The organism is Jannaschia seosinensis, from assembly GCF_001408515.1.
Classification (GTDB): domain Bacteria; phylum Pseudomonadota; class Alphaproteobacteria; order Rhodobacterales; family Rhodobacteraceae; genus Jannaschia; species Jannaschia seosinensis.
The window spans coordinates 61,523-85,943 of sequence record NZ_CYPR01000055.1 but is presented as its reverse complement, the minus strand read 5'-3'; the positions used below and the strand labels follow the sequence as shown (position 1 = coordinate 85,943).

The 24,421-nt window shown below is 67.8% G+C and carries 18 protein-coding genes; 10 read left to right on the top strand and 8 right to left on the bottom strand.

The genetic code is table 11. The features are described 5' to 3' along the window. Positions 1 to 23 precede the first annotated feature (23 nt). The 6 genes from JSE7799_RS05060 to JSE7799_RS05035 form a co-directional block, all read right to left on the bottom strand. Positions 24 to 1,304, bottom strand: a complete 1,281-nt coding sequence (locus JSE7799_RS05060; RefSeq protein ID WP_055662650.1) for an ABC transporter substrate-binding protein — start codon at positions 1,302 to 1,304, stop codon at positions 24 to 26. A gap of 67 nt (positions 1,305 to 1,371) precedes the next feature. Then, positions 1,372 to 2,448 (bottom strand): branched-chain amino acid ABC transporter permease, encoded by a 1,077-nt coding sequence (locus tag JSE7799_RS05055; RefSeq protein WP_055662649.1) that lies wholly within the window; start codon positions 2,446 to 2,448, stop codon positions 1,372 to 1,374. A 141-nt stretch (positions 2,449 to 2,589) separates the two neighbouring features. Continuing rightward, entirely contained in the window at positions 2,590 to 3,600 is a 1,011-nt protein-coding gene (locus JSE7799_RS05050) for a branched-chain amino acid ABC transporter permease (protein ID WP_055662648.1), read from the bottom strand. 187 nt (positions 3,601 to 3,787) lie between these two features. Next, entirely contained in the window at positions 3,788 to 4,249 is a 462-nt protein-coding gene (locus tag JSE7799_RS05045) for a hypothetical protein (RefSeq protein WP_055662647.1), read from the bottom strand. A 101-nt stretch (positions 4,250 to 4,350) separates the two neighbouring features. Continuing rightward, the gene (locus tag JSE7799_RS05040) at positions 4,351 to 5,169 is read right to left on the bottom strand and encodes an ABC transporter ATP-binding protein (RefSeq protein WP_055662646.1); all 819 of its coding nucleotides are present in this window, start codon (positions 5,167 to 5,169) and stop codon (positions 4,351 to 4,353) included. 106 nt (positions 5,170 to 5,275) lie between these two features. Then, positions 5,276 to 7,228, bottom strand: coding sequence for an AMP-binding protein (locus JSE7799_RS05035; protein WP_055662645.1), 1,953 nt, complete (start codon positions 7,226 to 7,228; stop codon positions 5,276 to 5,278). A 163-nt stretch (positions 7,229 to 7,391) separates the two neighbouring features. Between JSE7799_RS05035 and JSE7799_RS05030 the strand changes: the two genes are divergently transcribed. Both JSE7799_RS05030 and JSE7799_RS05025 read left to right on the top strand, forming a co-directional pair. Further along, the gene (locus JSE7799_RS05030; RefSeq protein WP_055662644.1) at positions 7,392 to 9,299 is read left to right on the top strand and encodes a PAS-domain containing protein; all 1,908 of its coding nucleotides are present in this window, start codon (positions 7,392 to 7,394) and stop codon (positions 9,297 to 9,299) included. Next, complete coding sequence (locus JSE7799_RS05025) at positions 9,296 to 10,000, top strand: response regulator transcription factor (protein WP_055662643.1); 705 nt, start codon at positions 9,296 to 9,298, stop codon at positions 9,998 to 10,000. Before JSE7799_RS05030 ends, JSE7799_RS05025 begins: the two co-directional genes overlap by 4 nt. A gap of 9 nt (positions 10,001 to 10,009) precedes the next feature. Here the strand turns inward: JSE7799_RS05025 and dnaE are convergent, their stop codons facing one another. Further along, positions 10,010 to 13,528, bottom strand: a complete 3,519-nt coding sequence (gene dnaE, locus JSE7799_RS05020; protein ID WP_055662642.1) for a DNA polymerase III subunit alpha — start codon at positions 13,526 to 13,528, stop codon at positions 10,010 to 10,012. A 116-nt stretch (positions 13,529 to 13,644) separates the two neighbouring features. On the opposite strand from dnaE, the gene JSE7799_RS05015 reads away from it, so the two are divergent. Then, positions 13,645 to 14,121 (top strand): hypothetical protein, encoded by a 477-nt coding sequence (locus JSE7799_RS05015; RefSeq protein WP_055662641.1) that lies wholly within the window; start codon positions 13,645 to 13,647, stop codon positions 14,119 to 14,121. A 49-nt stretch (positions 14,122 to 14,170) separates the two neighbouring features. Here the strand turns inward: JSE7799_RS05015 and JSE7799_RS05010 are convergent, their stop codons facing one another. Next, positions 14,171 to 14,581, bottom strand: coding sequence for a PRC-barrel domain-containing protein (locus JSE7799_RS05010; protein ID WP_055662640.1), 411 nt, complete (start codon positions 14,579 to 14,581; stop codon positions 14,171 to 14,173). Between the two features lie 166 nt (positions 14,582 to 14,747). Here JSE7799_RS05010 and xdhA point away from each other — a divergent pair, with 166 nt between their 5' ends. The 7 genes from xdhA to JSE7799_RS04975 all read left to right on the top strand — a co-directional run bounded on the left by xdhA (position 14,748) and on the right by JSE7799_RS04975 (position 24,258). Continuing rightward, a complete protein-coding gene (gene xdhA, locus JSE7799_RS05005; protein ID WP_055662639.1) occupies positions 14,748 to 16,103 on the top strand; it encodes a xanthine dehydrogenase small subunit in 1,356 nt (451 codons plus the stop codon). Continuing rightward, positions 16,100 to 18,427 (top strand): xanthine dehydrogenase molybdopterin binding subunit, encoded by a 2,328-nt coding sequence (gene xdhB, locus JSE7799_RS05000; protein ID WP_055662638.1) that lies wholly within the window; start codon positions 16,100 to 16,102, stop codon positions 18,425 to 18,427. Before xdhA ends, xdhB begins: the two co-directional genes overlap by 4 nt. Further along, the gene (gene xdhC / locus JSE7799_RS04995; RefSeq protein ID WP_055662637.1) at positions 18,424 to 19,308 is read left to right on the top strand and encodes a xanthine dehydrogenase accessory protein XdhC; all 885 of its coding nucleotides are present in this window, start codon (positions 18,424 to 18,426) and stop codon (positions 19,306 to 19,308) included. The genes xdhB and xdhC overlap by 4 nt, the downstream gene beginning before the upstream one ends. Then, the gene (locus tag JSE7799_RS04990; RefSeq protein WP_055662636.1) at positions 19,305 to 20,819 is read left to right on the top strand and encodes an ABC transporter ATP-binding protein; all 1,515 of its coding nucleotides are present in this window, start codon (positions 19,305 to 19,307) and stop codon (positions 20,817 to 20,819) included. The genes xdhC and JSE7799_RS04990 overlap by 4 nt, the downstream gene beginning before the upstream one ends. Before the next feature lie 138 nt (positions 20,820 to 20,957). Then, positions 20,958 to 22,040, top strand: coding sequence for an ABC transporter permease (locus JSE7799_RS04985; protein WP_055662635.1), 1,083 nt, complete (start codon positions 20,958 to 20,960; stop codon positions 22,038 to 22,040). Positions 22,041 to 22,211: 171 nt separating this feature from the next. After that, positions 22,212 to 23,141 (top strand): ABC transporter permease, encoded by a 930-nt coding sequence (locus tag JSE7799_RS04980; RefSeq protein ID WP_055662634.1) that lies wholly within the window; start codon positions 22,212 to 22,214, stop codon positions 23,139 to 23,141. A 28-nt stretch (positions 23,142 to 23,169) separates the two neighbouring features. Next, on the top strand, positions 23,170 to 24,258 hold the full coding sequence (locus JSE7799_RS04975) for a BMP family ABC transporter substrate-binding protein (RefSeq protein WP_055662633.1): 1,089 nt from the start codon (positions 23,170 to 23,172) through the stop codon (positions 24,256 to 24,258). Positions 24,259 to 24,421: the final 163 nt, after the last annotated feature.

Sequence of the window (24,421 nt, the reverse complement as noted above, 5' to 3'; positions counted from 1 at the left end):
GCCCGCGGCCGGCCGTCTCCGGATCAGGCGCAGCCCGGCTCGATGCCGTTCTCCGCGGCATAGGCCAGCGAGTCCTCCTCGACGAGCGGCACGATCACCTCCTCGTCGGGCGAGATGAAGCCGGTGATCGGCTCGAACACGCCCTCGGCGGCGTTCCAACGCTGCACGAGAGCCTGGCCGGAGCCGCCGTGGTTCTCGCAGGAGACGGAGAAGACCGGCCCGATGCCCGGAGCGCCGAGTTCCAGCATCCGCTCCTCGGTCATCGTCAGCGCCTCCATCCCGTCGCGCATCATCGCCGCGGTGATGTCGGCTTCGCCGTGTATCTCCTGCGCCTTGCGGATCGCCTCGGCGGCCAGCATCGCGGCGTACATGCCCCGGGTATAGAGCACCGAGCCCACATGGGAGCCGTCGCCGGCCGCCTCTCCGCTTCCGATCACGTGCTCCCGGATCTCGTCGAAGACCGGCAATTCGGGATCAACCGTGTTCATGTTGAGCGACAGGTAGCCGTCGGCGGCCATGCCGGCGGGGCTCACGTCATGTTCGGCGCCGGCCCACCAGTTGCCGATGAAGTTCTCCATCGGGAAGCGGATGTTGGCCGCCTCCTGAATGGCGACCTGGTTCATCACGCCCCAGCCCCACATGATGACATAATCGGGACGCTGCTGACGGATCTGGACCCAGGTGGAGCGCTGCTCCTGCCCCGGATGGTCGACGGCAAGCTGGCTGAGGATGAAGCCGTGCTTGGCGGCCAAGGCCTCGAGAGTGCGGATCGGCTCCTTGCCGTAGGCGGAGTTGTGATAGACCAGCGCGATATCCTTGCCCTCGAGCGATCCGTCGTTCTCATCGAGGAGGTAGTTGATCGCCACGGAGGCCCCGTCCCAGTAATTCGCGGGATAGTTGAAGATGTTGTTGAACACTTCCCCGTTGGCGGCGGATGTCCGGCCATAGCCCATCGTGTGCATCGGGATGCCGTCGGCGGCGGTCTTCGGGATCAGCTGGTAGGTGATGCCGGTGCTCAGCGGCTGATAGACCAGCGCGCCTTCGTCCTTGGTGGCCTCGTAGCATTCGACGCCCTTTTCGGTGTCGTAGGCCGTCTCGCATTCGATCAGCCGGATCGGAACGCCGCCGATGCCGCCGTCGCGCTCGTTCAGGAGCGTGAAGTAATCCTGGTAGCCGTCCGAGAACGGGATGCCGCCGGCGGCGTAGGGGCCGGTGCGATAGCTCAGATCCGGAATCACCAGATCGGCGAGCGCGGGTGCGGCGGCCATCGTCGCCGCCGCGGTCAGGGTTGTGAGTGTCTTCATCGGTTGTGTCCTCCCTGGATCGTCCGATTTTGCCGGGGGAGACCCCGGTCGTTTTCTGGCCCGCCCGTCAGTGCGGGAAGGGCCACAATCTCAGCTTCTCCTTCGTCAGGCGCCAAAGCTGCGCCAGGCCGTGCGGCTCGACCACGAGGAAGAAGATGATCAGGCCGCCGACCACGACCAGCTGCAGGTGCGCCACGATCGTCGTGGGCCAGCCCAGCAGATCGACGCCCACCAGCTTGAGCACCACCGGCAGCAGCACGAGGAACGCGGCCCCCGCGAAGGACCCGAAGATCGAGCCGAGCCCGCCGATGATGACCATGAACAGGATCAGGAACGATTTCTGGATCCCGAAGGCCGAGTTGACCTCCACCGCCCCGAGATAGATCGTGAAGAACAGCGCGCCGGAGATGCCCACGAAGAACGACGAGATGGCGAAGGCCGAAAGCTTCGCGCGCAGCGGGTTCACGCCGATGATCTCGGCCGCGATGTCCATGTCGCGGATCGCCATCCATTTCCGGCCGACCGTGCCGCGCGTCAGGTTGCGCGCGAACCATGCCAGCGCGATCACGATGGCCAGACAGAACAGGTACTGCACCGCCGACGCCGCGTTCGGCCCGGTCAGCACGAGCCCGAACAACTCCCGCTCGGGCGCGCTGATCTGGCCGGAAGCCGAGTAATTGTAGAACCACGGCACCCGGTTGAAGAGCCAGACGAGGAAGAACTGGGCGGCGAGCGTGGCGACCGCGAGGTAGAACCCCTTGATCCGCAAGCTGGGCAGGCCGAACAGCAGGCCCACACCGGCCGTGACGAGACCTGACAGCAGCGTCACCGACACCATGTCCATCCACGGAAAGGCCGTCATCAGCTTGTAGGAGGAATAGGCCCCCACGGCCATGAACCCGCCCGTGCCGAGCGAAACCTGCCCGCAATAGCCCGTCAGGATGTTCAGGCCGAGCGCGGCGATGGCATAGATCAGGAACGGGATCAGCAGTGCGTTGGCCCAGTAGTCGTTGACGACGAACGGCACGACGAGCGCGGCGAGGGCCAGCAGGACCCAGTAGCCCCACCGGTCGAAGGCCAGGGGAAAGGTCTGCGCATCCGCGGCGTAGGACGTCTTGAAGTCGCCGGCTTCACGGTAGAGCATCAGACATTTCCCCTTCTCGGGCCGATCGTCTTCGGCCGGTTTCCGGTCGTCGCGCCGCGCGCCGGTGAAACTGCGTTATCCTTCGGAAGGCCCGCGACGTATTGGATCACCAGCTTTTCCTGCGTCGTCCGGCGCACGAATTCAGACCCGCTCAATGATCTTCTCCCCGAAAAGACCCTGCGGACGGAACACCAGGAAGGCGAGCGCAAGCACGTAGGCGAACCAGTTCTCCGTCGCGCCGCCGAGGTTGATGAAGCCGCCGAAGCACTGGCCGATGCCGAAGCAGAACTCGAACAGCTTCTCGCCCACGCCGATGATGAGGCCGCCGACGATCGCGCCCGGGATCGAGGTGAAGCCGCCCAGCATCAGCACCGGCAGCGCCTTGAGCGCGATGAGCGAGAGCGAAAACTGCACCCCCGACTTCGCGCCCCACATGATGCCCGCGACGAGTGCGACGAAGCCTGCGATGGACCAGACCAGCACCCAGATGAAGTTGAGCGAGATGCCGACCGACAGCGCCGCCTGATGGTCGTCGGCCACGGCGCGCAGCGCACGGCCCTGCTTGGTGTATTGCGAGAAGGCCACCAGCCCGGCCACGAGGAGCGCGGCGATGATCGCGGCGACGATGTCGAGATTGTCGATGAAGAAGCCGTAGCCGAAGATCGTGAAGGTCGTCTCGTCGATCCAGGTGTTGATCCCCTGCGGCAGGCCCACGTCGAGACGCTTGATCTCCGACCCCCACATCAGGTCGGCGATCCCTTCGAGAAAATAGGCCAGACCGATCGTCGCCATGAAGAGGATGATCGGCTCCTGGTTGACGAGGTGGCGGAAGATGTAGCGGTTCACCGCCCAGGCCAGCGCGATCATCACCCCGACGGTCAGCAGGATCGCCAGCAGGGCCGGAGCCTGCCAGCCGAAATTGTGGATATCGGTCCCGAAGGTCGCGTTGATCGCATGCGCGAACGGCACCTGACCCTGCTGGATGCCCACGAGTGTCATCGCCGCGAACAGCGCCATGACCCCTTGGGCGTAGTTGAAGATGCCCGAGGCCTTGAAGATCAGCACGAAGCCGAGGGCCACGAGCGAATACATCACCCCCGCCATCAGGCCGTTGAGCGCCACCTCGGTCGCGAACAGGAACGTCTCGGGCATTGTCACTCTTCCCCCAATGTATCGCGGTGTCCGGCGCGACGGTCGGGGTGCGGCGATGCCGGTCCCCCACGTGCCGGGCCGGCTGCCGTTTGCGGTTGCGCTTCGCGTGGGCCGGGCACGCAAAACGCCGCCCGGCGGCCCCGGACGGCGTTCCAGATCGTCCCTGCGGGATGGCCCGCGCGGGTTGTCAGTAGGGCAGCGGCTTCTGCGGCGAACCCGGATCGGGCCGCTCCAGCGCGGGCTGCGGATCGCGGTAGGCGCTCGTCCCGCCGTCGATGCCCGGATTGGGGCCGGTCGCCGCCGGACAGGTGCAGGCGGTCAGCAATTCGTTGGCCTTCTCCGACCGCTTGCCGGCGGGGATCGCCTCCAGCGCCGACTTGGCCGCACGCAGACCCCAGTCGATATCGCCATCCACGAAGGGCGGATGCGTCTCGCCCGGCTCGTTCTTCGTCGCGCCGCGCATGTCCCGCGACTGATGCGCCACCCGCTTCATCGCGTCCCACACAGCCTCGCGCTCGTTGATGCGCAGCTCCTCGATATCCTCGGGCCGGAAGCCACCCAGACGCTGGATCGTGTAATCCGGCAGGCCCGCATCCTCGCCCAGAATGTCCGCAAGCGTTTTCTTCAGCCAGTCGTGATGATCGGTCATGTGCAGGTCTCCTCTTTGTCGAGAAGCTCAACCGCATCTGGCGGACGATGTTCCGCACCACGCGCGGATCGGCCGCAGCGAGCGCCGGGCGGGACGCGACCTCAGTCATGCGCCACCCCCAGATAGGCGTCGATCACCTCCTGGTTCGATCGCACCTCGTCGGGCGTGCCGTCGCCGATCTTGCGGCCGTAATCCATCACCACGACCCGGTCCGACAGGTCCATCACCACGCCCATGTCATGCTCGATCAGGGCGATGGTGGTGCCGAACTCGTCGTTCACGTCGAGGATGAAGCGGCTCATGTCCTCCTTTTCCTCGACGTTCATGCCGGCCATCGGCTCGTCGAGGAGGAGAAGCTTCGGCTCGGCGGCCAGCGCGCGGGCCAGTTCCACCCGCTTCTTGAGGCCGTAGGGCAGGCGGCCCACCGGCGTCTTCCGGATCGCCTGGATCTCGAGGAAGTCGATGACGCGCTCGACGCTCTCGCGGTTCTCGGTCTCCTCCCGCGCGGCGCGGCCCCACCAGAGGCCCTGGGTCAGGATGTTCGACGACATGTAGCCCAGCCGCCCGCACATCACGTTGTCGAGCACGCTCATCCCCTCGAACAGCGCGATGTTCTGGAACGTCCGCGCCACGCCCTGCTGCGCCACCTGATAGGGACGCATCTGCGGGCGCTTCTCGCCGCGAAACCAGACCTCGCCCTCCTGCGGGACATAGAAGCCCGAGATGACGTTCAGCATCGACGACTTGCCCGCGCCGTTCGGCCCGATGATCGCGCGGATCTCGCCTTCGCGGATGTCGAACGAGATGTTCTTGATCGCCTCGACTCCGCCGAAGCGCAGCGTGATGTTGCGCAGATCGAGAACGGTGCCGCCGATCGTGCGGCCGTCATCCGTGGTGAAGCTGTCGGTATGGGCGTTCATGAGATGTCAGGCCCTTCATTGGCAAAATTCGCAATGGTGCCGGCGGGCGCGAGGATCGCGACAGGCGCCGTCGCGTCGGCGACGGACTTCGGTTCGGAGCGCCCGGTCATTCCGCCGCCTCCAGCACCTTCGGCTTCGCATTCACCGGCACGACCTCCGCATCCACCAACTTTACGGTGGCGCGGATCTTGCCCTTGCGCCCGTCTTCGTAGGTGACTTCGGTCTCGGTATAGACCTCGTCCGCGCCGCCATAGAGACCCGCGATCAGGTCGGCGTATTTCTCCTCGATCAGCCGGCGCTTCACCTTCTGGGTGCGGGTCATCTCGTCGTCGTCGGCGTCGAGCTGTTTGTGCAGGACGAGGAAGCGGTGGACCTGGCAGCCCGAGAGCATCTCGTCCTCGGCCACCGATGCGTTCACCTTGTTTACGTGGCCGCGCATGATCTCGATCACGCGGGGGTGCTGGGCCAGCTCCTGATAGCTCGCATAGGCGATGTTGTTGCGCTCCGCCCAGTTGCCCACGGCCGTCAGGTCGATGTTGAGGAACGCCACGCAGCGCTCCTTGCCGTTGCCGAAGACGACCGCCTCGTAGATTTCGGGGAAGAACTTCAGCTTGTTCTCCACGAATTTGGGCGCGAACAGCGCACCGTCGGCCATCTTGCCCACATCCTTCGCGCGGTCGATGATCCGCAGGTGACCGGTGGATTCCTCGATGAAGCCGGCATCGCCGGTGGCGACCCAGCCCTCCGGGTCCTTGGTGGAGGCCGTGCTTTCGGGGTTGCCGAAATATTCCTGGAACGTGCCGGGCGAGCGGTAGAACACCTCGCCGTTCTCGGCGATCCGCAACTCCACCCCCGGCGTCGGCGTGCCCACCGTGTCGGCCCGGACCTCGTCGTCCTTTTGCTGGGTGATGAAGACCGACGCCTCGGTCTGGCCGTAGAGCTGTTTCAGGTTGATCCCGATGGAGCGGTAGAAGTCGAACAGTTCCGGCCCGATCGCCTCGCCCGCGGTATAGCCGACGCGGATGCGGCTGAGGCCCAGCGTGTTCTTGAGCGGACCGTAGACCAAGACCTCGCCCAGACGGTACTTGAACCGATCCCAGGTCCCCACCTCCTTGCCGTCGAGGAGCCGGGGCCCGACATGTTTGGCATGGGCCATGAAGTGGTCGAACATCCGCTTCTTGAGGCGCCCGGCATCCTCCATCCGGATCATCACGTTCGTCAGCTGCGTCTCGAAGACCCGCGGCGGGGCGAAGTAGTAGGTCGGCCCGATCTCGCGCAGGTCGTGCATGACGGTGTCGGCGCTCTCGGGGCAGTTCACGGTGAAGCCCGTGACCATCGCCTGACCGACCGAGAAGATGAAATCGCCGACCCAGGCCATCGGCAGATAAGCCAGCACCTCGTCGCTCTGGCGCAAATCGTCGAAGGCGGCGGAGTTGACCGAGGTGGCGACGATGTTGTCGTGGCTCAGCACCACGCCCTTGGGCTTTCCGGTCGTGCCCGAGGTATATAGCATGACGCAGGTCGTGGCGCCGGTCTGCTGCGCGCGGCGGCGCTCCATCTCGGCGCGGGGTTCGGCGCGGCCGGTCTCCCGCAGGGCCTCCATCGAGGACATGTCCGAATGGTCGTATTTCCGCATGCCGCGGGCGTCGAGATAGACGATGTGACGCAGGCCCTCGATCCGGTCGCGGACCTCGATGACCTTGTCCACCTGCTCCTGATCGCCGGCGATCACGAACTTGGCGGCGCAATGGCCCAGGACATAGGCGATCTCCTCGCCGACGGCGTCCTGATAGAGCGGGACGGGAATGCCGCCGGCGCATTGGACGGCGACCATGGACATGTAGAGCTGCGGACGGTTGCGGCCGATCACCGCGACGTGTTCGCCGATCTCGAGGCCCCGGGCGATCAGGCCCAGCGCCATCTCCTCGATCTCGGTGCGGGCCCGGCTCCAGGTCCATTCCTGCCAGATCCCGAACTCCTTCTCGCGGTAGGCGGCCGCGTCGCCGAATGTCTCGGCGTTGCGGTCCAGGTATTCCGGTACCGTACGAAGCTCGGGCATTGTCGATCCTCCCTTGGCGACACACCCTCCCCGATGCGCCGCGCAGGGGCACCATGATCGCCGATTGCTTCAGGGGTTTTGCCGGATCCTAACGAATTGTTACCGGTTGCCGGGGCCCGCCCGCGTGATACCGTCACGGGCAGGGAGGACGGATGGGCGTCAGATGAGTGATCGCAGGGTCAACACCGCGCGGCTGACGCAGGCCGGCCTGAACCTCATCGGTCAGGGCCTGTCGATCTACGATTCCGATCTGCGGCTGGCCGTCTCCAACCGGATGCTCGCGACGATGTTCGACCTGCCCGATGCGCTGACCCGTCCGGGTGCGCGCTTTTCGGATACGCTGCGGTTCCTGCTGGAGCGGGGGGAATACGGTTTCGTGGCCGATATCGACGCCGAGATCGAGGCCCGTCTCACCCAGGCGCGGACGTTCGAGCCGCATTACCTCGAGCGAGAGCGTCCGAACGGACAGGTCATTGCGGTCGAGGGCTCGCCCCTGCCCGAAGGCGGCTGGGTCACCGTCTATACCGACATCACGGCGACGCGCGCGCAGGAACGGCTTCTGCGGGCCCGCTCCGAGACGCTGAGCGAGCAACTCATCGCGCGCAACGAAGAACTCGCCCATGCCAACCGGCAGCTCGCCGCGACCAATGCCGCGCTGGAGCAGGCCCGCCGCGAGGCGACCGACATGGCCGCGCGCATCCAGCTGACGACCGAGATGCTGCCGGCGCATATCGCCCGGCTGGATCGCGACCGACGCTATACCTTCTCCAACCGCCGCCTCGCCGCGGTGATGCCCGGCGCGGCGTCGGACATCTTCGGCCTGACCATGGAGGACGCGCTCGGGCCGCAGACCTACGCCGCCATCGCGCCGCATCTGACGCGCGCGCTCGACGGCGAGCCGGAGGTGTTCGAGATCACCCACGACCCCTCGGGACGCCGCATCCGGGTCAGCTTCACCCCCGACCGCGACGAGGACGGCGCGGTGATCGGCGTCTATGCCCTGTCGGTCGATATCACCGAGGAGGCGCAGGCCCGCGCCGCCCTGTCGCAATCGGCCGGCCGGCAGGTGGCCGCGCAGCTGACCTCCGGCATGGCGCACGATTTCGCCAATCTGCTGACGGTGATTCTGGGGCTGCGCGACAAGCTGGGCACGATGGACCTGCCGCCGCCCGCGCGTGAGGCGGTGGACGCGATCGGCGTGGCCGCGACGCGGGGCGGGGTGCTGATCGACCGGATCGCGGGCCTGTCGGGGCCCCGCGACCTGCAGCCGCGCGCGACGGATCTGCGCGCGTTCCTCGCCGAGACGGCGGTTCTCGGCGGGGCCTCGCTGCCCAAGGGGCAGGAGCTGGTCTGGGACGTGGAGGGGTTGGAGGCGCCGGTCCTGCTGGACCCCGAGGCGCTGCGCGACGCGTTGCTCAACCTCGTGCTGAACGCCCGCGACGCGATCGGCGAGGTGCCGGGCCGCATTCGCCTGACCGCCCGGGCGCTGCGCGATACATGGCTTGAGATCGAGGCGACCGATACGGGGCACGGCTTCTCCGATCAGGCGCTGGCGCACGGGCTGGAGCCGTTTTTCACGGAGAAGGGCGAGGACGGGACGGGTCTGGGCCTGTCGATGGTCTATGACGTGGTCAAGCTGGCCGGCGGGCGCGTCCGGCTGGGGCGGGCCGAGGGCGGCGGCGGCCGCGTGGCGTTGCGCCTGCCGCTGCGCCCGGCGCCGCCGGGGCCGGCGCCGATGCTCGTCCTGCTGGTGGAGGATGCGGCCCATATCCGCGAAGCGGTGCGCGTCCGGCTCGTCACCGCCGGGCATTCCGTTCTGGAGGCCGCGACCGTGGCCGAGGCGCGCGACCTGCTCGACATCGACGGGATCGACCTCGTGCTGTCGGACATCATGCTCAAGTCCGAGGAGACCGGCCTCGACCTTGCCCGTGCGGCCGGGGCGCGGGGGCTGCGGGCGGCGCTGATGACGTCGCTCTCGGTGGACGCGCCGCTCTACCGCGAGGCGGCCGCGGACTGGCCCGTCCTGCGCAAGCCGTTTTCGGTCGAAAAGCTTGCCGCGGTGATCGCATGACGGTGCGCGTGGCCATTCTCGACGACGATCCGGCCATCCGCGCGATCCTGAAGGACGCGGTGGAGGGGGCCGGCATGGAGGCCACGACCTATGCCCGCGCCGACGCGTTCGAGGCGGCCCTGCGGACGACGCCCGCAGATAGAACCCCCGATGTCTGCCTCGTGGATCTGGGTCTGCCGGATCGCGACGGGCTGGCGGTCGTCTCCCGGCTGGCGCTGGAAGGGGGCGCGGCAATCATCATCGTCTCCGGGCGGGGGCAGCTTCAAGACCGGATCACGGGGCTCGACCTCGGCGCGGACGATTACGTGGTCAAGCCGTTCGAACCCGCCGAGATCATCGCGCGCATCCGCGCCCGCCTGCGCACGTCTCCCGCGCCCTCCGGCCGGCGGGTTGCGCGGTTCGGCGGCTTCATCGCGGATTTCGACCGGTTCGTCCTGTCGGGTCCCGCGGGCGAGGCGCAGATCAGTCAGGCCGAGGCGGAAATCCTGCGCCTGTTCCTCGAACGGCCGCGACGGCTTCTGTCGCGCGCCGAGATGCAGGAAGTTCTCGGCGGCGCGGCATCCGACAGTTTCGACCGCGCGATGGATGTCCGCATCTCGCGGCTGCGCGCCAAGCTGGGCGAGGATCCGAAGAACCCCGCGCTGATCAAGACGATCTACGGCGCGGGCTATATCTTTCTGGGGCACGTGGACTGGGACTGACGCGCGTCCTCAGACCTCCTCGACCATCGCCACGCCCGGAAGGGAGCGCAGCGCGCCCTTGACCTGCGGGTTCACCGGGTAGGCACCAGGCAGGCGCAACTCCACCTCGCCGGGCAGGTCGTCGCCCAGCAGGCACAGATGCATCGGCCCGCGTCCGCGCGCGCCGCTCTCGCCCGACAGGCGTTCGAGCAGACCGTGCAGCGGCGTCACCGCGCCGGCATCCTCGAGGAACACGCGCAGACCGATCTGGGGCGCGGAATCCACCGCCTCGTCCATTGGCGTGACCGCGCGGGCGAGGAGCTTGAGCTGGTCGGATTCCTGCGTGGCCTCGACCTGCAGGATCACCCGGCAGCCGGGTTCGAGATGGTGGCGCGATGCGTCGAGCGTGTCGGAGAAGACCATCGCCTCGTAGGCGCCCGACGGATCGCTCGCCTGCAGGAAGGCGAAGCGGTTGCCGCGTGCCGATTTGCGCTCCTGGCGGGCGGAGACGATCCCGGCGAGCTTGGCCAGAAGCGGGCCGCGCGCCGAAGCCTGCTGAACCTCGGCCAGGGTCTTCACGTCCTGGCGGCGCAGCGCGATCATGTAATCGTCGAGCGGGTGGCCCGACAGGTAGAAGCCGATCGCCTTGAATTCCTCGCCCAGACGCTCCGCCGGGAGCCAGTCGTCGCGGAAGGGAAGGCGCGGCTCGGGCAGGTCCTCGCCCGCCTCGCCGAAGAGCGACACCTGATTTGACGCCCGCTGCTCGTGGATCGCGGCCGAATAGCTGACCAGCCCGTCCAGCGCCTCGAGGACGCGGGCGCGGTTGCCGTCGATCTCGTCGAAGGCGCCGGCGCGGGCCAGCATCTCCAGCGACCGCTTGCCCACCCGCTTGAGGTCCACCCGTCGGGCGAAGTCGAACAGCGTCGCGAACGGCGCGTCGCCCCGCCCCGCGACGACCATCCGCATCGCCTCGACGCCCACGTTCTTGAGCGCCCCGAGCGCATAGACCAGCGCGCCGTCCTTGACGGTGAAGCACGCCTCGGAGCGGTTCACGCAGGGCGGCACGATCTCGAGGCCCAGCCCGCCGCGATCGCGCGACTTGCGGACCTCCTCGGCATAGATCGCGAGCTTGTCGGTCAGATGGATGTCGGAATTCATGATCCCGGCCATGAACTCGACCGGGTGGTTCGCCTTGAGCCAAGCCGTCTGGTAGGAGACGACGGCGTAGGCGGCGGCGTGCGACTTGTTGAAGCCGTAATTGGCGAACTTGTCGAGGAGGTTCCAGACCTCGATCGCCTTCTCCTTGCCGACGCCGTTCTTGGCCGCGCCCGACAGGAACAGCGGCCGCTGGGCGTCCATCTCGGCCTGGATCTTCTTGCCCATGGCGCGGCGCAGCAGGTCGGCGCCGCCGAGGCTGTAGCCCGCCATCTCCTGCGCGATCTGCATCACCTGTTCCTGGTAGACGATGATGCCCTGCGTCTCGTCGAGGATGTGGTCGATGGAGGGATGCAGCTTGTCGCGCGACGACAGGCCGTTCTTGACCTCGCAATATTTCGGAATGTTCTCCATCGGGCCGGGCCGGTAGAGCGCGACCAGCGCCACGATGTCCTCGATGCAGGTCGGCTTCATCCGCCGCAGCGCGTCCATCATGCCCGTCGATTCCACCTGGAAGACGGCGACGGTGCGCGCGTTGGCATAGACCTCGTAGGCCCCCGGATCGTCGAGGGGGATCAGGTTGACGTCGTTCTCCGCGCCCTCGGCCGGCTCGTAGATCACGCGTCCATCGGCGGCCACGTGCAGGTCGCGGCCCTGCCCACGGATCAGCTCGACGGCATTCTGCACCTGCGTCAGAGTCTTGAGGCCGAGGAAGTCGAACTTCACCAGCCCCGCCTTCTCGACCCACTTCATGTTGAACTGGGTCGCGGGCATGTCCGACCGCGGGTCCTTGTAGAGCGGCACCAGCCGGTCCAGCGGCCTGTCCCCGATCACGACACCGGCGGCGTGGGTCGAGGCGTTGCGCAGCAGCCCCTCCAGCTTTTCGGCATAATCGAGCAGCCGCTTGACCGGGTTCGTGCGTCCGTCGCGCCGGTCCTGCTCGCTCTCGCGGGCGGCCTCGCGCAGGCGCGGCTCATCGGCCAGCGCCTTGGTGATCGAGACCGGTTTGACCCCCTCGACCGGGATCATCTTCGACAGCTGGTCGCATTGCCCGTAGGGCATGCCCAGAACCCGGCCCACGTCGCGCACGGCGGCCTTGGACAGCATCGCGCCGAAGGTGATGATCTGCCCCACCTTGTCGCGACCGTATTTCTTCTGGACGTAGGTGATGACCTCCTCGCGGCGGTCCATGCAGAAGTCGATGTCGAAGTCCGGCATCGAGACGCGTTCGGGGTTCAGGAACCGCTCGAACAGGAGCGCATAGCGCAGCGGGTCGAGGTCGGTGATCGTCAGCGCGTAGGCCACCAGCGACCCCGCGCCCGACCCGCGGCCGGGGCCGACGGGAATGTCGTGATCCTTGGCCCATTTGATGAAATCGGCAACGATGAGGAAGTAGCCGGGAAACCCCATCCCCTCGATGATGCCCAGCTCGTATTCCAGCCGGGCCTCGTAATCCGCCACCGGAGCGGCGTGGGGAATGACGGCGAGCCGTTCGCGCAGACCCTCCTGTGCCTGACGGCGAAGCTCCGCCACCTCGTCATCGGCGAAACGCGGCAGGATCGGGTCGCGCCCATAGGCCTTGAACGCGCAGCGGCGCGCGACCTCGATCGTATTCTCCAGCGCCTCGGGGAGGTCGGCGAAGAGGGCTGCCATCTCCGATTGCGTGGCGAAGTGGTGGCGCGGCGTCACGCGGCGGCGCGGTGCCTGCTGATCGACATAGGCGCCTTCGGCGATGCACAGGAACGCGTCATGCGCCTCGTGCATCGACGGCTCGGGGAAGTAGACGTCGTTCGTCGCCACCAGCGGCAGACCGCGGGCATAGGCCTGCTCGACGTGGAATCTCTCGGTCGGTTCGGGCGCGCGGTGGCGTTGCAACTCCACATAGAGCCGGTCGCCGTAGATCGCGTGAAGGCGCCCAAGAACGGCCTCCGCCTTCGCCTCCTGTCCCTCGGCGACCAGCCGCCCGACCGCACCGTCCGGGCCGCCGGTCAGGCAGATCAGACCGTCGGAATGCTCGGCCAGCTCCTCCAGCGTGACCTGCGCGGCCATGTCGGGCCGCACCAGATAGAGGCAGGAATTCAGCGCCATCAGGTTCTCGTAGCCCGTCTCGTCCTGCGCCAGCAGAACGATGGGCGCGGGATCCCGGGGGCGTTCGCCCGGCGGAGCGGGATCGCACATGACGTCGATCTGGCAGCCCATGATCGGCTGGATTCCGCGCCCCGCCAAAAGGGAAGCCGCCTCGAGGGCCGCGAACATGTTGTTGGTGTCGGTGACGGCGACGGCGGGCATCTGCGCGCGCGACGTCAGATCGGGCAGCGACTTGAGCCGAACCGCGCCTTCGAGCAGCGAATATTCGGTGTGCACGCGCAGGTGAATGAATCGGGGATCGGCCATGGACGGACTCTACCCGTCCCGTCCCCGCGCCGGAAGGGATTGCGTGGGGGCAAAATGCCCCTTGCCATATCCGATAACTTTAGTCAGAAATTCGGCGATCCCTGTCGGAGACCGCCATGACCTTCTCCTTTTCGCCGCCCAAGGCGCCCGCAAATCCCGGTGCCGCACCGGTCGCGCATCTGCATTCGCTGGGCCGGGTGCAGGCGCTTGCCGTCCTTCTCTTTCGCGACTGGTTCGAGGGACCGGCGGGCCGCGCCCGCGCGGGCGACCTGTTCCGTCAGGGCCTCGGTTCCGCCGCGGAAGGGGCGATTCTGCAATGGGCGGACTTTGCCGAAGTTCTGGCGGCCAATCCGCGTCGACCGCTGATGCGGCACGACCTGACCTGCACATGCGTAGGGGCCGACGAGGCGGTCATGGCCCATGTCCTCGCGCTGGCCGCCGAGGGCGCGCGCGAGGATGCGATGCTGATCCTGTCGCTGCTGGTTCCGGGCGACCGGCTGCTTCCGGCGATGCATGCGGCGGAGCAGGCGGGGCTGGCGGTGCTGCGCACGGCCGTCGCGCTCGACCGCGACCGGCACGCGACCTTGCACTGACGGCCCGGTGCCGGATGACGAAACTCGACTGCCGGACGCCGTCGCGCCTTTACAGATCGAGCGAGTCGGTCAGCTTGCGCAAGGGTTCGGACCCGTCGATCTCTTCACCGCTCATGGGCAGGGTTATGTCGCTCCCTTCTACCGCCAGACCCGCCTGAACGGCCTTCCACGGCAGGGCGATCCGGCTGCCGTCCTTCCGCGCGATCACGGCCGCGACGAGGTTGCCGCCGGGCAGGACGACGAAGTTCTCGACCGTGCCGATGGAATTCCCGTCCGCGCCGATCATCTCGCGGCCCAGGATGTCGGCGATCAGCAGCCGGTCCTCCGCCGCATCCGCGATCTCGGACGCCACATCCGTGGCCGATGACAGGACATCCTGCCGGTCCGGAAGCGATTGGGCCGAGGCCGGCATCGGTATGATTGGCAGGGTGAGAATCGACAGGATGTGCAACGGACGCATGGTGTGTCTCCTTTCGGGATAGAACGACGCGGCGATGCGCGACGTTCCCGCGCCCTTGCGATCCGGGCCCGCATCCCGTCCAATGCGCCCAAGACAGGGTCCGCCCCTCCTACGCCGCATCGGAGGGGGCTTCCGGGCAGACATGTATCGCGGCGGGTCAACACCAATGGAGATCCCCTTTCGCCTCAATGGCGAGGATGTCACCGCATCGACCGACGATCCGACCCGGACGCTTCTCGACTGGCTGCGCGCGGGCGGGCTGACCGGCACCAAGGAAGGGTGCAACGAGGGTGATTGCGGCGCCTGTTCCGTGATCGTCACCGGCGAGGACGGCGCGCCGCGCGCGTTCAACGCCTGCATCCTGTTCCTTCCGCAGCTTGCGGGGCGGGCGGTCCGTACGGTCGAGGGGCTGGCCGGACCCGACGGCACGATGCATCCGGTGCAGGATGCGATGGTCGCCCATCACGGCAGTCAGTGCGGCTTCTGCACGCCGGGCTTCATCACCACGATGGCCGCCGCCCATGCGCGCGGCGATACCGATCATGCGGACCAGATCGCGGGCAATCTCTGCCGCTGCACCGGCTATGCGCCGATCCTGCGCGCCGGGCGGGCGGCCGAGGGTGCGCCGGTGCCCGCGCACATGCGCGACGTGGCGGCCCCCGCGGCGGTAAGCGGGTCCGAACATTTCCACCCGCAGGATGCGGACGAGCTTGCGGAGTGGTTCGTCGAGAACCCCGATGCCACCGTCGTGGCCGGGGCGACCGATATCGGCCTCTGGGTCACCAAGCAGTTCCGCCCGATGGGCAAGCTCGCCTTCCTCGCGGGGTGCGACGACCTCCGGGGCGTGCGCGTCACCGAGACCGCCATCGAGATCGGCGCGATGACGGATATGGAAACGCTCCGCCACGCCATCGCGCCGCATCACCCGTCCCTTGCGGAGCTTCTGCGCCGCTACGGGTCGGTTCAGGTCCGCAACGCGGCAACTATCGGCGGCAACGTGGCCAACGGCTCGCCCATCGGCGACAGCCCGCCGCCGCTCATCGCGCTGGGGGCGGTGCTGCATCTGCGGCAAGGGAATGCGCGGCGGTCGATGCCGATCGAGGCGTTCTTCCTCGACTACGGCAAGCAGGATCGCCGGCCGGGCGAATTTGTGGAAGGGATCGACATCCCGCGGCAGGAGGATGCCCTGACCTGCCACAAGCTGTCGAAGCGCTTCGATCAGGATATCTCCGCGGTTTGCGGCGCGTTCAACCTGCCCGTCGTGAACGGGGTCCTCGCCGGTGTGCGGATCGCGTTCGGGGGCATGGCCGGAATCCCCAAGCGTGCAAGCCATGCGGAAGCCGCGCTGGAGGGGCGGCCGCGCGATGCCGCCGCGATGGCCGCCGCCGCCGAGGCGCTGGCAGAGGATTTCGCCCCCCTCTCGGACATGCGCGCCTCGGCGGAGTACCGTCTGGAGGCGGCGCGCGGGATGCTGCGACGGCTGGCCACGGATGCGCCCACGATCCTGGAGGTGCGCGCATGAACGTCGCCAAGCCCCTTCCGCACGAAAGTGCCCGGCTCCACGTCACGGGGACCGCGCGCTATACCGACGATGTGCCCGCACCGGCGGGCTGCCTGCACCTCGCCTTCGGGGTGTCCGAGATCGCGCGGGGCACGCTCGACGGGCTCGACCTGGATGCGGTGCGCGCGGCGCCGGGTGTGGTCGCCGTGCTGACGGCCGAGGATCTCGATCCGGTGCCCGATTGCTCGCCGTCCCTGCACGACGAGCCGCTTCTGTGCACCGGCGCGATCCACTACGCGGGCCAGCCGCTTTATCTGGTCGTTGCCGACAGTCACCTCGCCGCGCGTCGGGCCGCACGGCTGCATGAGGCGCGCGTGACGGAGGAGACGCCAATCCTGACCATCGACGACGCCTTGGCCGCCGAGAGCTGGTTCGACGGGGGGCCGCGGATCTGGTCCGACGGCGATGTCGATGCCGCGCTCGACGCCGCGCCGCATCGCCTGACCGGCGAGATCGAGATCGGCGGGCAGGAGCATTTCTACCTCGAGGGTCAGGCCGCGCTGGCGATCCCGTCCGAGGCGGGAGAGATGCACGTCCTCACCTCGACGCAGCACCCGACCGAGATCCAGCACAAGGTCGCCGACGCGCTGGGCGTGCCGATGCATGCCGTGCGGAGCGAGGTGCGGCGGATGGGCGGCGGTTTCGGCGGCAAGGAGAGCCAGGGCAATCATCTTGCCGTCGCCTGCGCGGTTGCCGCGCGCGCGACGGGGCGCGCCTGCCGGATGCGCTACGACCGCGATGACGATTTCGTCGTTACCGGCAAGCGCCACGATTTCCGCATCGCCTATGAGGTTGGCCACGACGCGGAGGGGCGTCTCCACGCGATCCGCTTCCGTCACTGGACGCGCTGCGGCTGGAGCCAGGATCTGTCGCTGCCGGTCGCGGACCGGGCGATGCTGCATGCCGATAACGCCTATGACATCCCGGCGATGGAGATCTCGTCGTGGCGGCTGCGGACGAACATGCAATCGGCCACCGCCTTTCGTGGGTTCGGCGGGCCGCAGGGCATGCTCGGGGTGGAGCGGGTGCTCGATCACGTCGCCCATGCGGTGGGCCGTGACCCGCTGGAGGTGCGGCGGCGGAATTTCTACGAGGATGCCGCCGAAGGTAAAGCACCTGCCCCTCGCGCTCTCCGAGGTGCTGCGAAAGCGGAGAAGAACGGACGCACGCATTTCGGGCAGGAAGTTTCGGATTTCTGCCTCAATGAACTGGTGGAGACCTTGGCGGCCGACTGCGATTATGCGGGGCGGCGCGCGCGTGTGGCCGAGTGGAACGCGGCGAATCCGGTGCTCAAGCGCGGGATCGCGCTGACGCCCGTGAAGTTCGGAATTTCCTTCACGCTGACCCATCTCAACCAGGCCGGCGCGCTCGTGCATGTCTATTCGGACGGCTCGATCCACCTGAACCACGGCGGCACGGAGATGGGGCAGGGACTTCATTCCAAGGTGGCGCAGGTCGCGGCCGACCGGTTCGGCGTCGATCTGGCGCGGGTGAAGATCACGGCGACCGATACCGGGAAGGTGCCCAACACGTCGGCCACCGCGGCCTCGTCGGGCGCGGATCTGAACGGGATGGCGGTCAAGGCGGCCTGCGACACGATCCGGGACCGCATGGCCGATGCCTTGGCGGCGGCGCATCAGGCCGATCCGGCCAGTGTCGTGTTCGCCGGGGACGAGGTTCGCGTGGGCGGTGCCACCTATCCGTTCGAGCGGGCCGCCGCGATGGCCTATGCCGCGCGCGTGTCGCTCTCGGCCACCGGGTTCTACGCCACGCCCGAAATCGATTGGGACCGCGAGGCGGGGCAGGGGCGGCCGTTCTATTACTTCGCCTATGGCGCCTCCTGCAGCGAGGTCGTGATCGATGTCCTGACCGGAGAGAACCGGATCCTGCGCACCGATATCCTGCACGATGCGGGGGCGTCGCTGAACCCGGCGCTGGATCTGGGCCAGATCGAGGGCGGGTTCGTTCAGGGCGCGGGCTGGCTGACGACGGAGGAGCTCGTCTGGGACGACCGGGGGCGGCTGCGGACCCACGCGCCGTCGACCTACAAGATTCCCTGCGCCTCCGACGTGCCGGAGATGTTCGACGTCGCGCTGTGGCACCGGGAAAACCGGCAGGAGACGATCTACCGCTCCAAGGCCGTGGGGGAGCCGCCCTTCATGCACGGGATCAGCGCGTTCATGGCGCTCTCGGATGCGGTGGCATCCTGCGGCGGACGCTACCCTGCACTCGACGCGCCCGCCACGGCGGAGCGGGTTCTGGGCGCGGTGCGGCGGATGGCATGACGCTCGACCTCGCGGGTTTCGACCGGGCGTTGGCGGAGCATGGGCCGGTCGCACGGGTCCTCGTGGCGGAGGCGCGCGGGTCTGTGCCGCGCGGGGCCGGGACGGCCATGCTGGTCTGGGAGGACGGGTTCACGGGAACGATCGGCGGCGGCGCGCTGGAATGGCGGGCGCTGGAGGTGGCGCGCGACGTGCTGCGCGGCGGCCACACCCGCGTGGAGCGGGTGCCGCTCGGGCCTGCCTTGGGCCAGTGCTGCGGCGGGGCGGTGACGCTGGTGGTCGAGCGCATCGCGGCGGTGCCCGAGACGCCTTGGCTCCGGCGGGTCGAGGGGGCGCGGGATGCGCCCGCGCTCCGGGGCTTCGCCTTTCGCGATGGCTGGCTTCGGGAGGAGGCCGCCGCGCCGGCGCGCGCGGTCTGGGTGTGGGGCGCGGGCCATGTGGGCGCGGCGCTGGTCGCGACGCTCGCGCCCCTGCCGGAGATCGAGGTGACTTGGGTCGATGTGTCGGAGAAAAGGTTTCCGGACTTGCCCGACGGCGTGACGAAACTCATCGCCGCGGAACCGCCGCGTGCGATGGCCCGTGCTCCCACACATGCGGAACATCTGATTCTCACGTACAGCCACGAGATCGACCTGGCGCTTTGCCACGCGGCGCTGAACCGCGGTTTCGCCTTTTGCGGGCTGATCGGGTCGGCGACGAAATGGGCGCGGTTCCGGTCGCGGCTCGCCGCGCTGGGCCATGATGGCGCGGCGATCGACCGGATCCGCTGCCCGATCGGGGATCCGGGGCTGGGCAAGCATCCACAAGCCATTGCGATCGGCGTGGCGGCGGCGCTACTGTCGCGACGGACGCCTGCGGCGGCAAAGAAAGACGGGGCGGCTTGAGCGAACTGCTGGAACTGAACGGGCTGACGAAAGCCTATCCCGGCGTGGTCGCCAACGACGACGTGTCGTTCTCGATCGCGCGCGGCGGCATTCACGCGCTTCTGGGCGAGAACGGGGCCGGCAAGTCGACGCTGGTCAAGACGGTCTACGGATTGGTCAAACCCGATGCGGGGACGATGCGGCTGAATGGATCGGATTATGCGCCGGCCGATCCCCGTGCGGCCCGGGCGTCGGGCGTCGCGATGGTGTTCCAGCATTTCAGCCTGTTCGAAGCCTTGAGCGTGGCCGAGAATGTGGGCCTCGGCATGGAGAACCCGCCGGGCCCGCGCGATCTCGGCCGGCGCATCTGGGAGGTGTCTCACGCCTACGGCCTGCCGCTGGACCCCGAGCGCCGGGTCGGCGGCCTATCGGCGGGCGAACGCCAGCGGGTGGAGATCGTCCGTTGCCTGCTCCAGGACCCCAAGCTTCTGATCATGGACGAACCGACGAGCGTGCTGACCCCGCAGGAGGTGGAGGTTCTTTTCGCCACGCTGCGCAAGCTGGCGCGGGAGGGGACGTCGATCCTGTACATCTCGCACAAGCTCGAGGAGATCCGCGCGCTTTGCGATGCGGCAACGATCCTGCGCGGCGGCCGGGTCGTGGGGGAATGCGACCCGCGCGAGGTTTCCGCCGGCGAGTTGGCGGAGCGGATGGTGGGAGAGACCCTGACCGCGCCGAAGTCGCGGAACGCCTCGGTCGGGGATGTGGTGCTCGACGTCGCGAAGCTGAACCTGCCACCGGTGTCGAAATTCGGTGCGGCGCTTCGGGACGTATCGATCTCGGTTCGCGCGGGCGAGGTACTGGGTATCGGCGGCGTGGCCGGCAACGGACAGGACGAACTGCTCACCGCGCTGTCGGGCGAACGCCTCGCGCCCGCCGGCACCATCCGGCTCGAGGGCACCGACATCTCTCGCGCCCGGCCGACGGCGCGGCGGCGGGCGGGGCTTCTGTGCGCGCCGGAGGAGCGTCTGGGCCATGCGGCGGCACCGGACATGAGCCTGACGGAGAATGCGGCGCTGACGGGCACGGTGCGCAAGCGCCTCACGCGCAACGGCTTTCTCGATTGGCGGCGGACGCGGGATTTCGCGCAGGAGGTGATCGACGCCTTCGACGTGCGAACGCCGGGCCCGCAGGCGGCCGCCCGGAGCCTTTCGGGCGGGAACCTGCAGAAATTCGTGATCGGCCGGGAGGTTCTCCAAGGGCCGCGCGTCCTCGTCGTCAACCAGCCGACCTGGGGCGTCGATGCGGCGGCGGCGGCGGCGATCCGGCAGGCGCTGATGGACCTCGCGAGCCAAGGTGCCGGCATCGTGGTGATCTCGCAGGATCTTGAGGAACTCATGGAGATCTCCGACCGGTTCGCCGCGTTGAACGAGGGGCGGCTGAGCGCATCCGTTCCGACCGCCGATCTGACGATGGAGCGGATCGGGCTGATGCTCGGCGGGGCGCATGATCTGGAGGCGGCGGATGCGTGACGGGAGCGGAGGAATGTCCGGGTATCGTGCATGCAACGCGCATCCCGCGCGCGCCTTCGAGGGTCGGAGCGAGGGGTCAGCCCCTCGCGCTCCCCGCCGTGTTTCGAAAGCAGAGACGGATGCGCCGCGGGGGCACCCGTGATCCGGCTGGTTCGCAGGCCCGCGCCGTCGCGCTTCTGGGCCGCGCTTTCGCCCCTGCTTGCCGTGGCGCTGACGATGGCGGTGGGTGCGGCGATGTTCGCGGCGCTGGGATCCGATCCTCTGGTCGCGCTGCGCACGATCTTTTGGGAACCGATCTTCGGCGAGTTCGCGTGGTATTTCCGGGGCCAGCTTCTTGTGAAGGCCGCGCCGCTGATCCTGATCGCGGTGGGTCTTGCGATGGGATTCCGAGCGGGCGTGTGGAACATCGGGGCCGAGGGGCAATACATCATCGGCGCGATCTGCGGCGCGGCGGCGGGGCTCGCGCTCTACCCTGCGGAGACGCGGCTCATATTTCCGCTGATGGTTGCGGCGGGTGCGCTGGGCGGGTTCCTCTGGGCGATGATTCCGGCGTTCCTGAAGGTGCGGTTCGGGACGAACGAAATCCTCGTCAGCCTGATGCTGGTCTATGTGGCGGAGAACCTTCTTGCCTCGGCCGCCGTGAGTTGGCTGCGCAATCCGGAATCCGTGGGCTTTCCCGGCTCGCGCAACCTGTCGCGCTGGGCATCGTCCGCCAACCCGGAATTGTTCGCGAATACCGGGGTGCATTGGGGGGTGGTGGCCGCGCTGATCGCGGTGATCCTCGGTCATGTGATGCTGACGCGGCACCTGATGGGGTTCCACATCCGGCTGGCTGGCTCCGCCCCGCGTGCGGCGCGCTTCGCGGGGATGGTTCCCGGGCGAATGGTCGTGTTCTGCCTCGGGATCGCCGGCGTTCTGGCGGGCATGGCGGGGCTGTTCGAGGTGACGGGACCGGCGGGGCAGATTTCCATCGATTTCGGGTCGGGCTACGGGTTCACGGCGATCATCGTGGCGTTCCTCGGGCGGCTGAACCCGCTGGGCATCGTTGCCGCGGGGCTTCTGATGGCGCTGACCTACGTGGGCGGCGACAACGCGGCGTCCAATCTCGGCCTGCCGGTCGCGGCGATCTCGGCGTTTCAGGGAATGCTGCTGTTCTTCCTTCTGGCGGTGGACGTGCTGACGAATTTCCGGATCCAGATCGGACGCGGGGCCGTGGCGTGAGGTCATTTGCGGAGAACGGACGTCGCGCGGTGAGACGCTCCCGCAACCGGTCGCCGAAGTTCCGGGTGTCGCCTTGGGCGTAAACATTGTCCTCTGCCGCCGTGGGTCGCCTGCCTGCTCGCACCGCGATTTGCGCGACACAATTGCCAATTCTGCCCGAAAGCCTGTCTGATGGACCTCTCCTCGATCTCCCTCACCCTGCTGATCGCGTCCCTGATGGTTGCGGCAACGCCCATCCTGCTGGCCGCTATCGGCGAGATGGTCGTCGAGCGGGCCGGGGTGCTGAACCTCGGGGTCGAGGGGATGATGATCACCGGGGCGATCTGCGGGTTCGTCGCCGGGGTCGAGACGGGATCGCCCTGGGCGGGTTTTCTCGTGGCGGCAATCGGCGGGGCGGCGATGGCGGCGCTCTTCGGGTTTCTGACGCAGTATCTGCTGTCGAACCAGGTGGCGACGGGGCTGGCGCTGACGCTGTTCGGGCTGGGTCTGTCGAGCCTGTTGGGGCAGGGATATGTCGGCATCAAGGCGCAGACGCTGCGGCGTGTCGATCTGGGGCCGCTGTCGGACCTGCCGGTGGTGGGGCGGATCATCTTCGGGCACGATCCGATCGTCTACCTGTCGCTCGCGCTGGTTGCGGGCGTGTGGGCCTTTCTGCGCTACAGCCGCGCCGGCCTGATCCTGCGTGCGGTGGGCGAAAGCCACGACGCGGCGCATGCGCTGGGCTACCACGTGCGGCGCGTTCGGATGCTGGCCGTCCTGTTCGGCGGAGCCTGCGCAGGTCTCGGCGGCGCGTATCTGAGCCTTGTCCGCGTGCCGCAATGGACCGAGGGCATGACGGCGGGCGCGGGCTGGATCGCGCTGGCCATCGTCGTCTTCGCATCCTGGCGGGCGGAGCGGGTTCTGATCGGGGCGTATCTGTTCGGCGGCATCACGGTGCTGCAGCTCAACCTTCAGACGGCCGGAGCCCGTTTGCCGGTGGAGTTGCTGAGTGCCGCCCCCTACCTTGTCACGATCGTCGTGCTCGTGCTCATATCGGGGCGCGCCGGGGGGCGGGCCAATGCGCCTGCCGATCTCGGCAAACCGTTCCACGCCTCCGCCTGAGAGGCGGGTCACCACTGGGGAGAACCACATGAGATTCACGACATTTCTGGCCGGAGCCCTGACGCTCGGCCTGGCCTCCGGGGCCATGGCGCAGGACGATCCGGTCAAGGCCGGCTTCATCTATGTCGGGCCGATTGGCGACGGCGGCTGGACCTATCAGCACAACGAAGGACGTCTCGCCGTCGAGGAGTATTTCGGCGATCAGGTCGAGACCGTCTATCAGGAGAGCGTGCCCGAGGGTGCCGATGCCGAGCGTGCGATCACGCAGATGGCTCTGGGCGGGGCGGACATCATCTTCACCACCTCCTTCGGGTTCATGGACGCGACGAACGCCGTCGCCGCCAAATTTCCCGACGTGAAGTTCGAGCATGCGACCGGCTACAAGCGCGAGCATCCGAACGTGTCCACCTACGACGCACGCTTCTACGAGGGCCGCGCGGTGCTGGGCACGATTGCGGGCCATCTGACCGAGACGAACAAGATCGGCTATATCGGCTCCTTCCCGATCCCCGAGGTGATCCAGGGCATCAACTCCGCCTACCTGCACGCCAAGAAGGTGAACCCGGATGTCGAGATGGTCGTGACCTGGGCCTATACCTGGTTCGACCCCGCCAAGGAGGCGGATGCCGCGCGCGCCATGATCGACCAAGGCGTCGACGTGATCCTGCAGCACACCGATTCCACCGCCCCGCAGGCCGCGGCGCAGGAGGCCAACGAGAATGGCGGCCGCGTCTTCACCTTCGGGCAGGCTTCGGACATGTCGGAATTCGCCCCGACCCCGCGCGTGGCGTCGATCATCGACGAGTGGTCGCCCTATTACATCGACCGGGTGCAGGCCGTCATCGACGGCACATGGGAGCAGCAGGGCTCCTGGGGCGGCATGGCCGAGGGCGAAGTCGTCATAGGGCCGATCACCGACGCCGTGCCCGAGGACGTCAAGACCGAGGCCGAAGCGCTGATCGCTGCGATGAAGGCGTCGGAATACCACCCTTTCACCGGACCCATCAACAAGCAGGACGGCAGCGTTTGGCTGAACGAGGGTGAGGTCGCGCGGGACGAAGACCTGCTGAGCATGAACTTCTACGTCGAGGGCATCTCGGGCGATATTCCGAACTGATCCGACCGCGTTTCGACACCGGGGGCGTCCTGCGGGGCGCCCTTTTTTCATCGGCGGCGGGGCTGTCCTGTCGGATTTGACGGAGCCGCCGCATTTATCGAGCACGTGGGTGTTGAGCTGGCTCTTGGGTTTTGCCGATCTCGCTCAAGCCGACACCGACAGG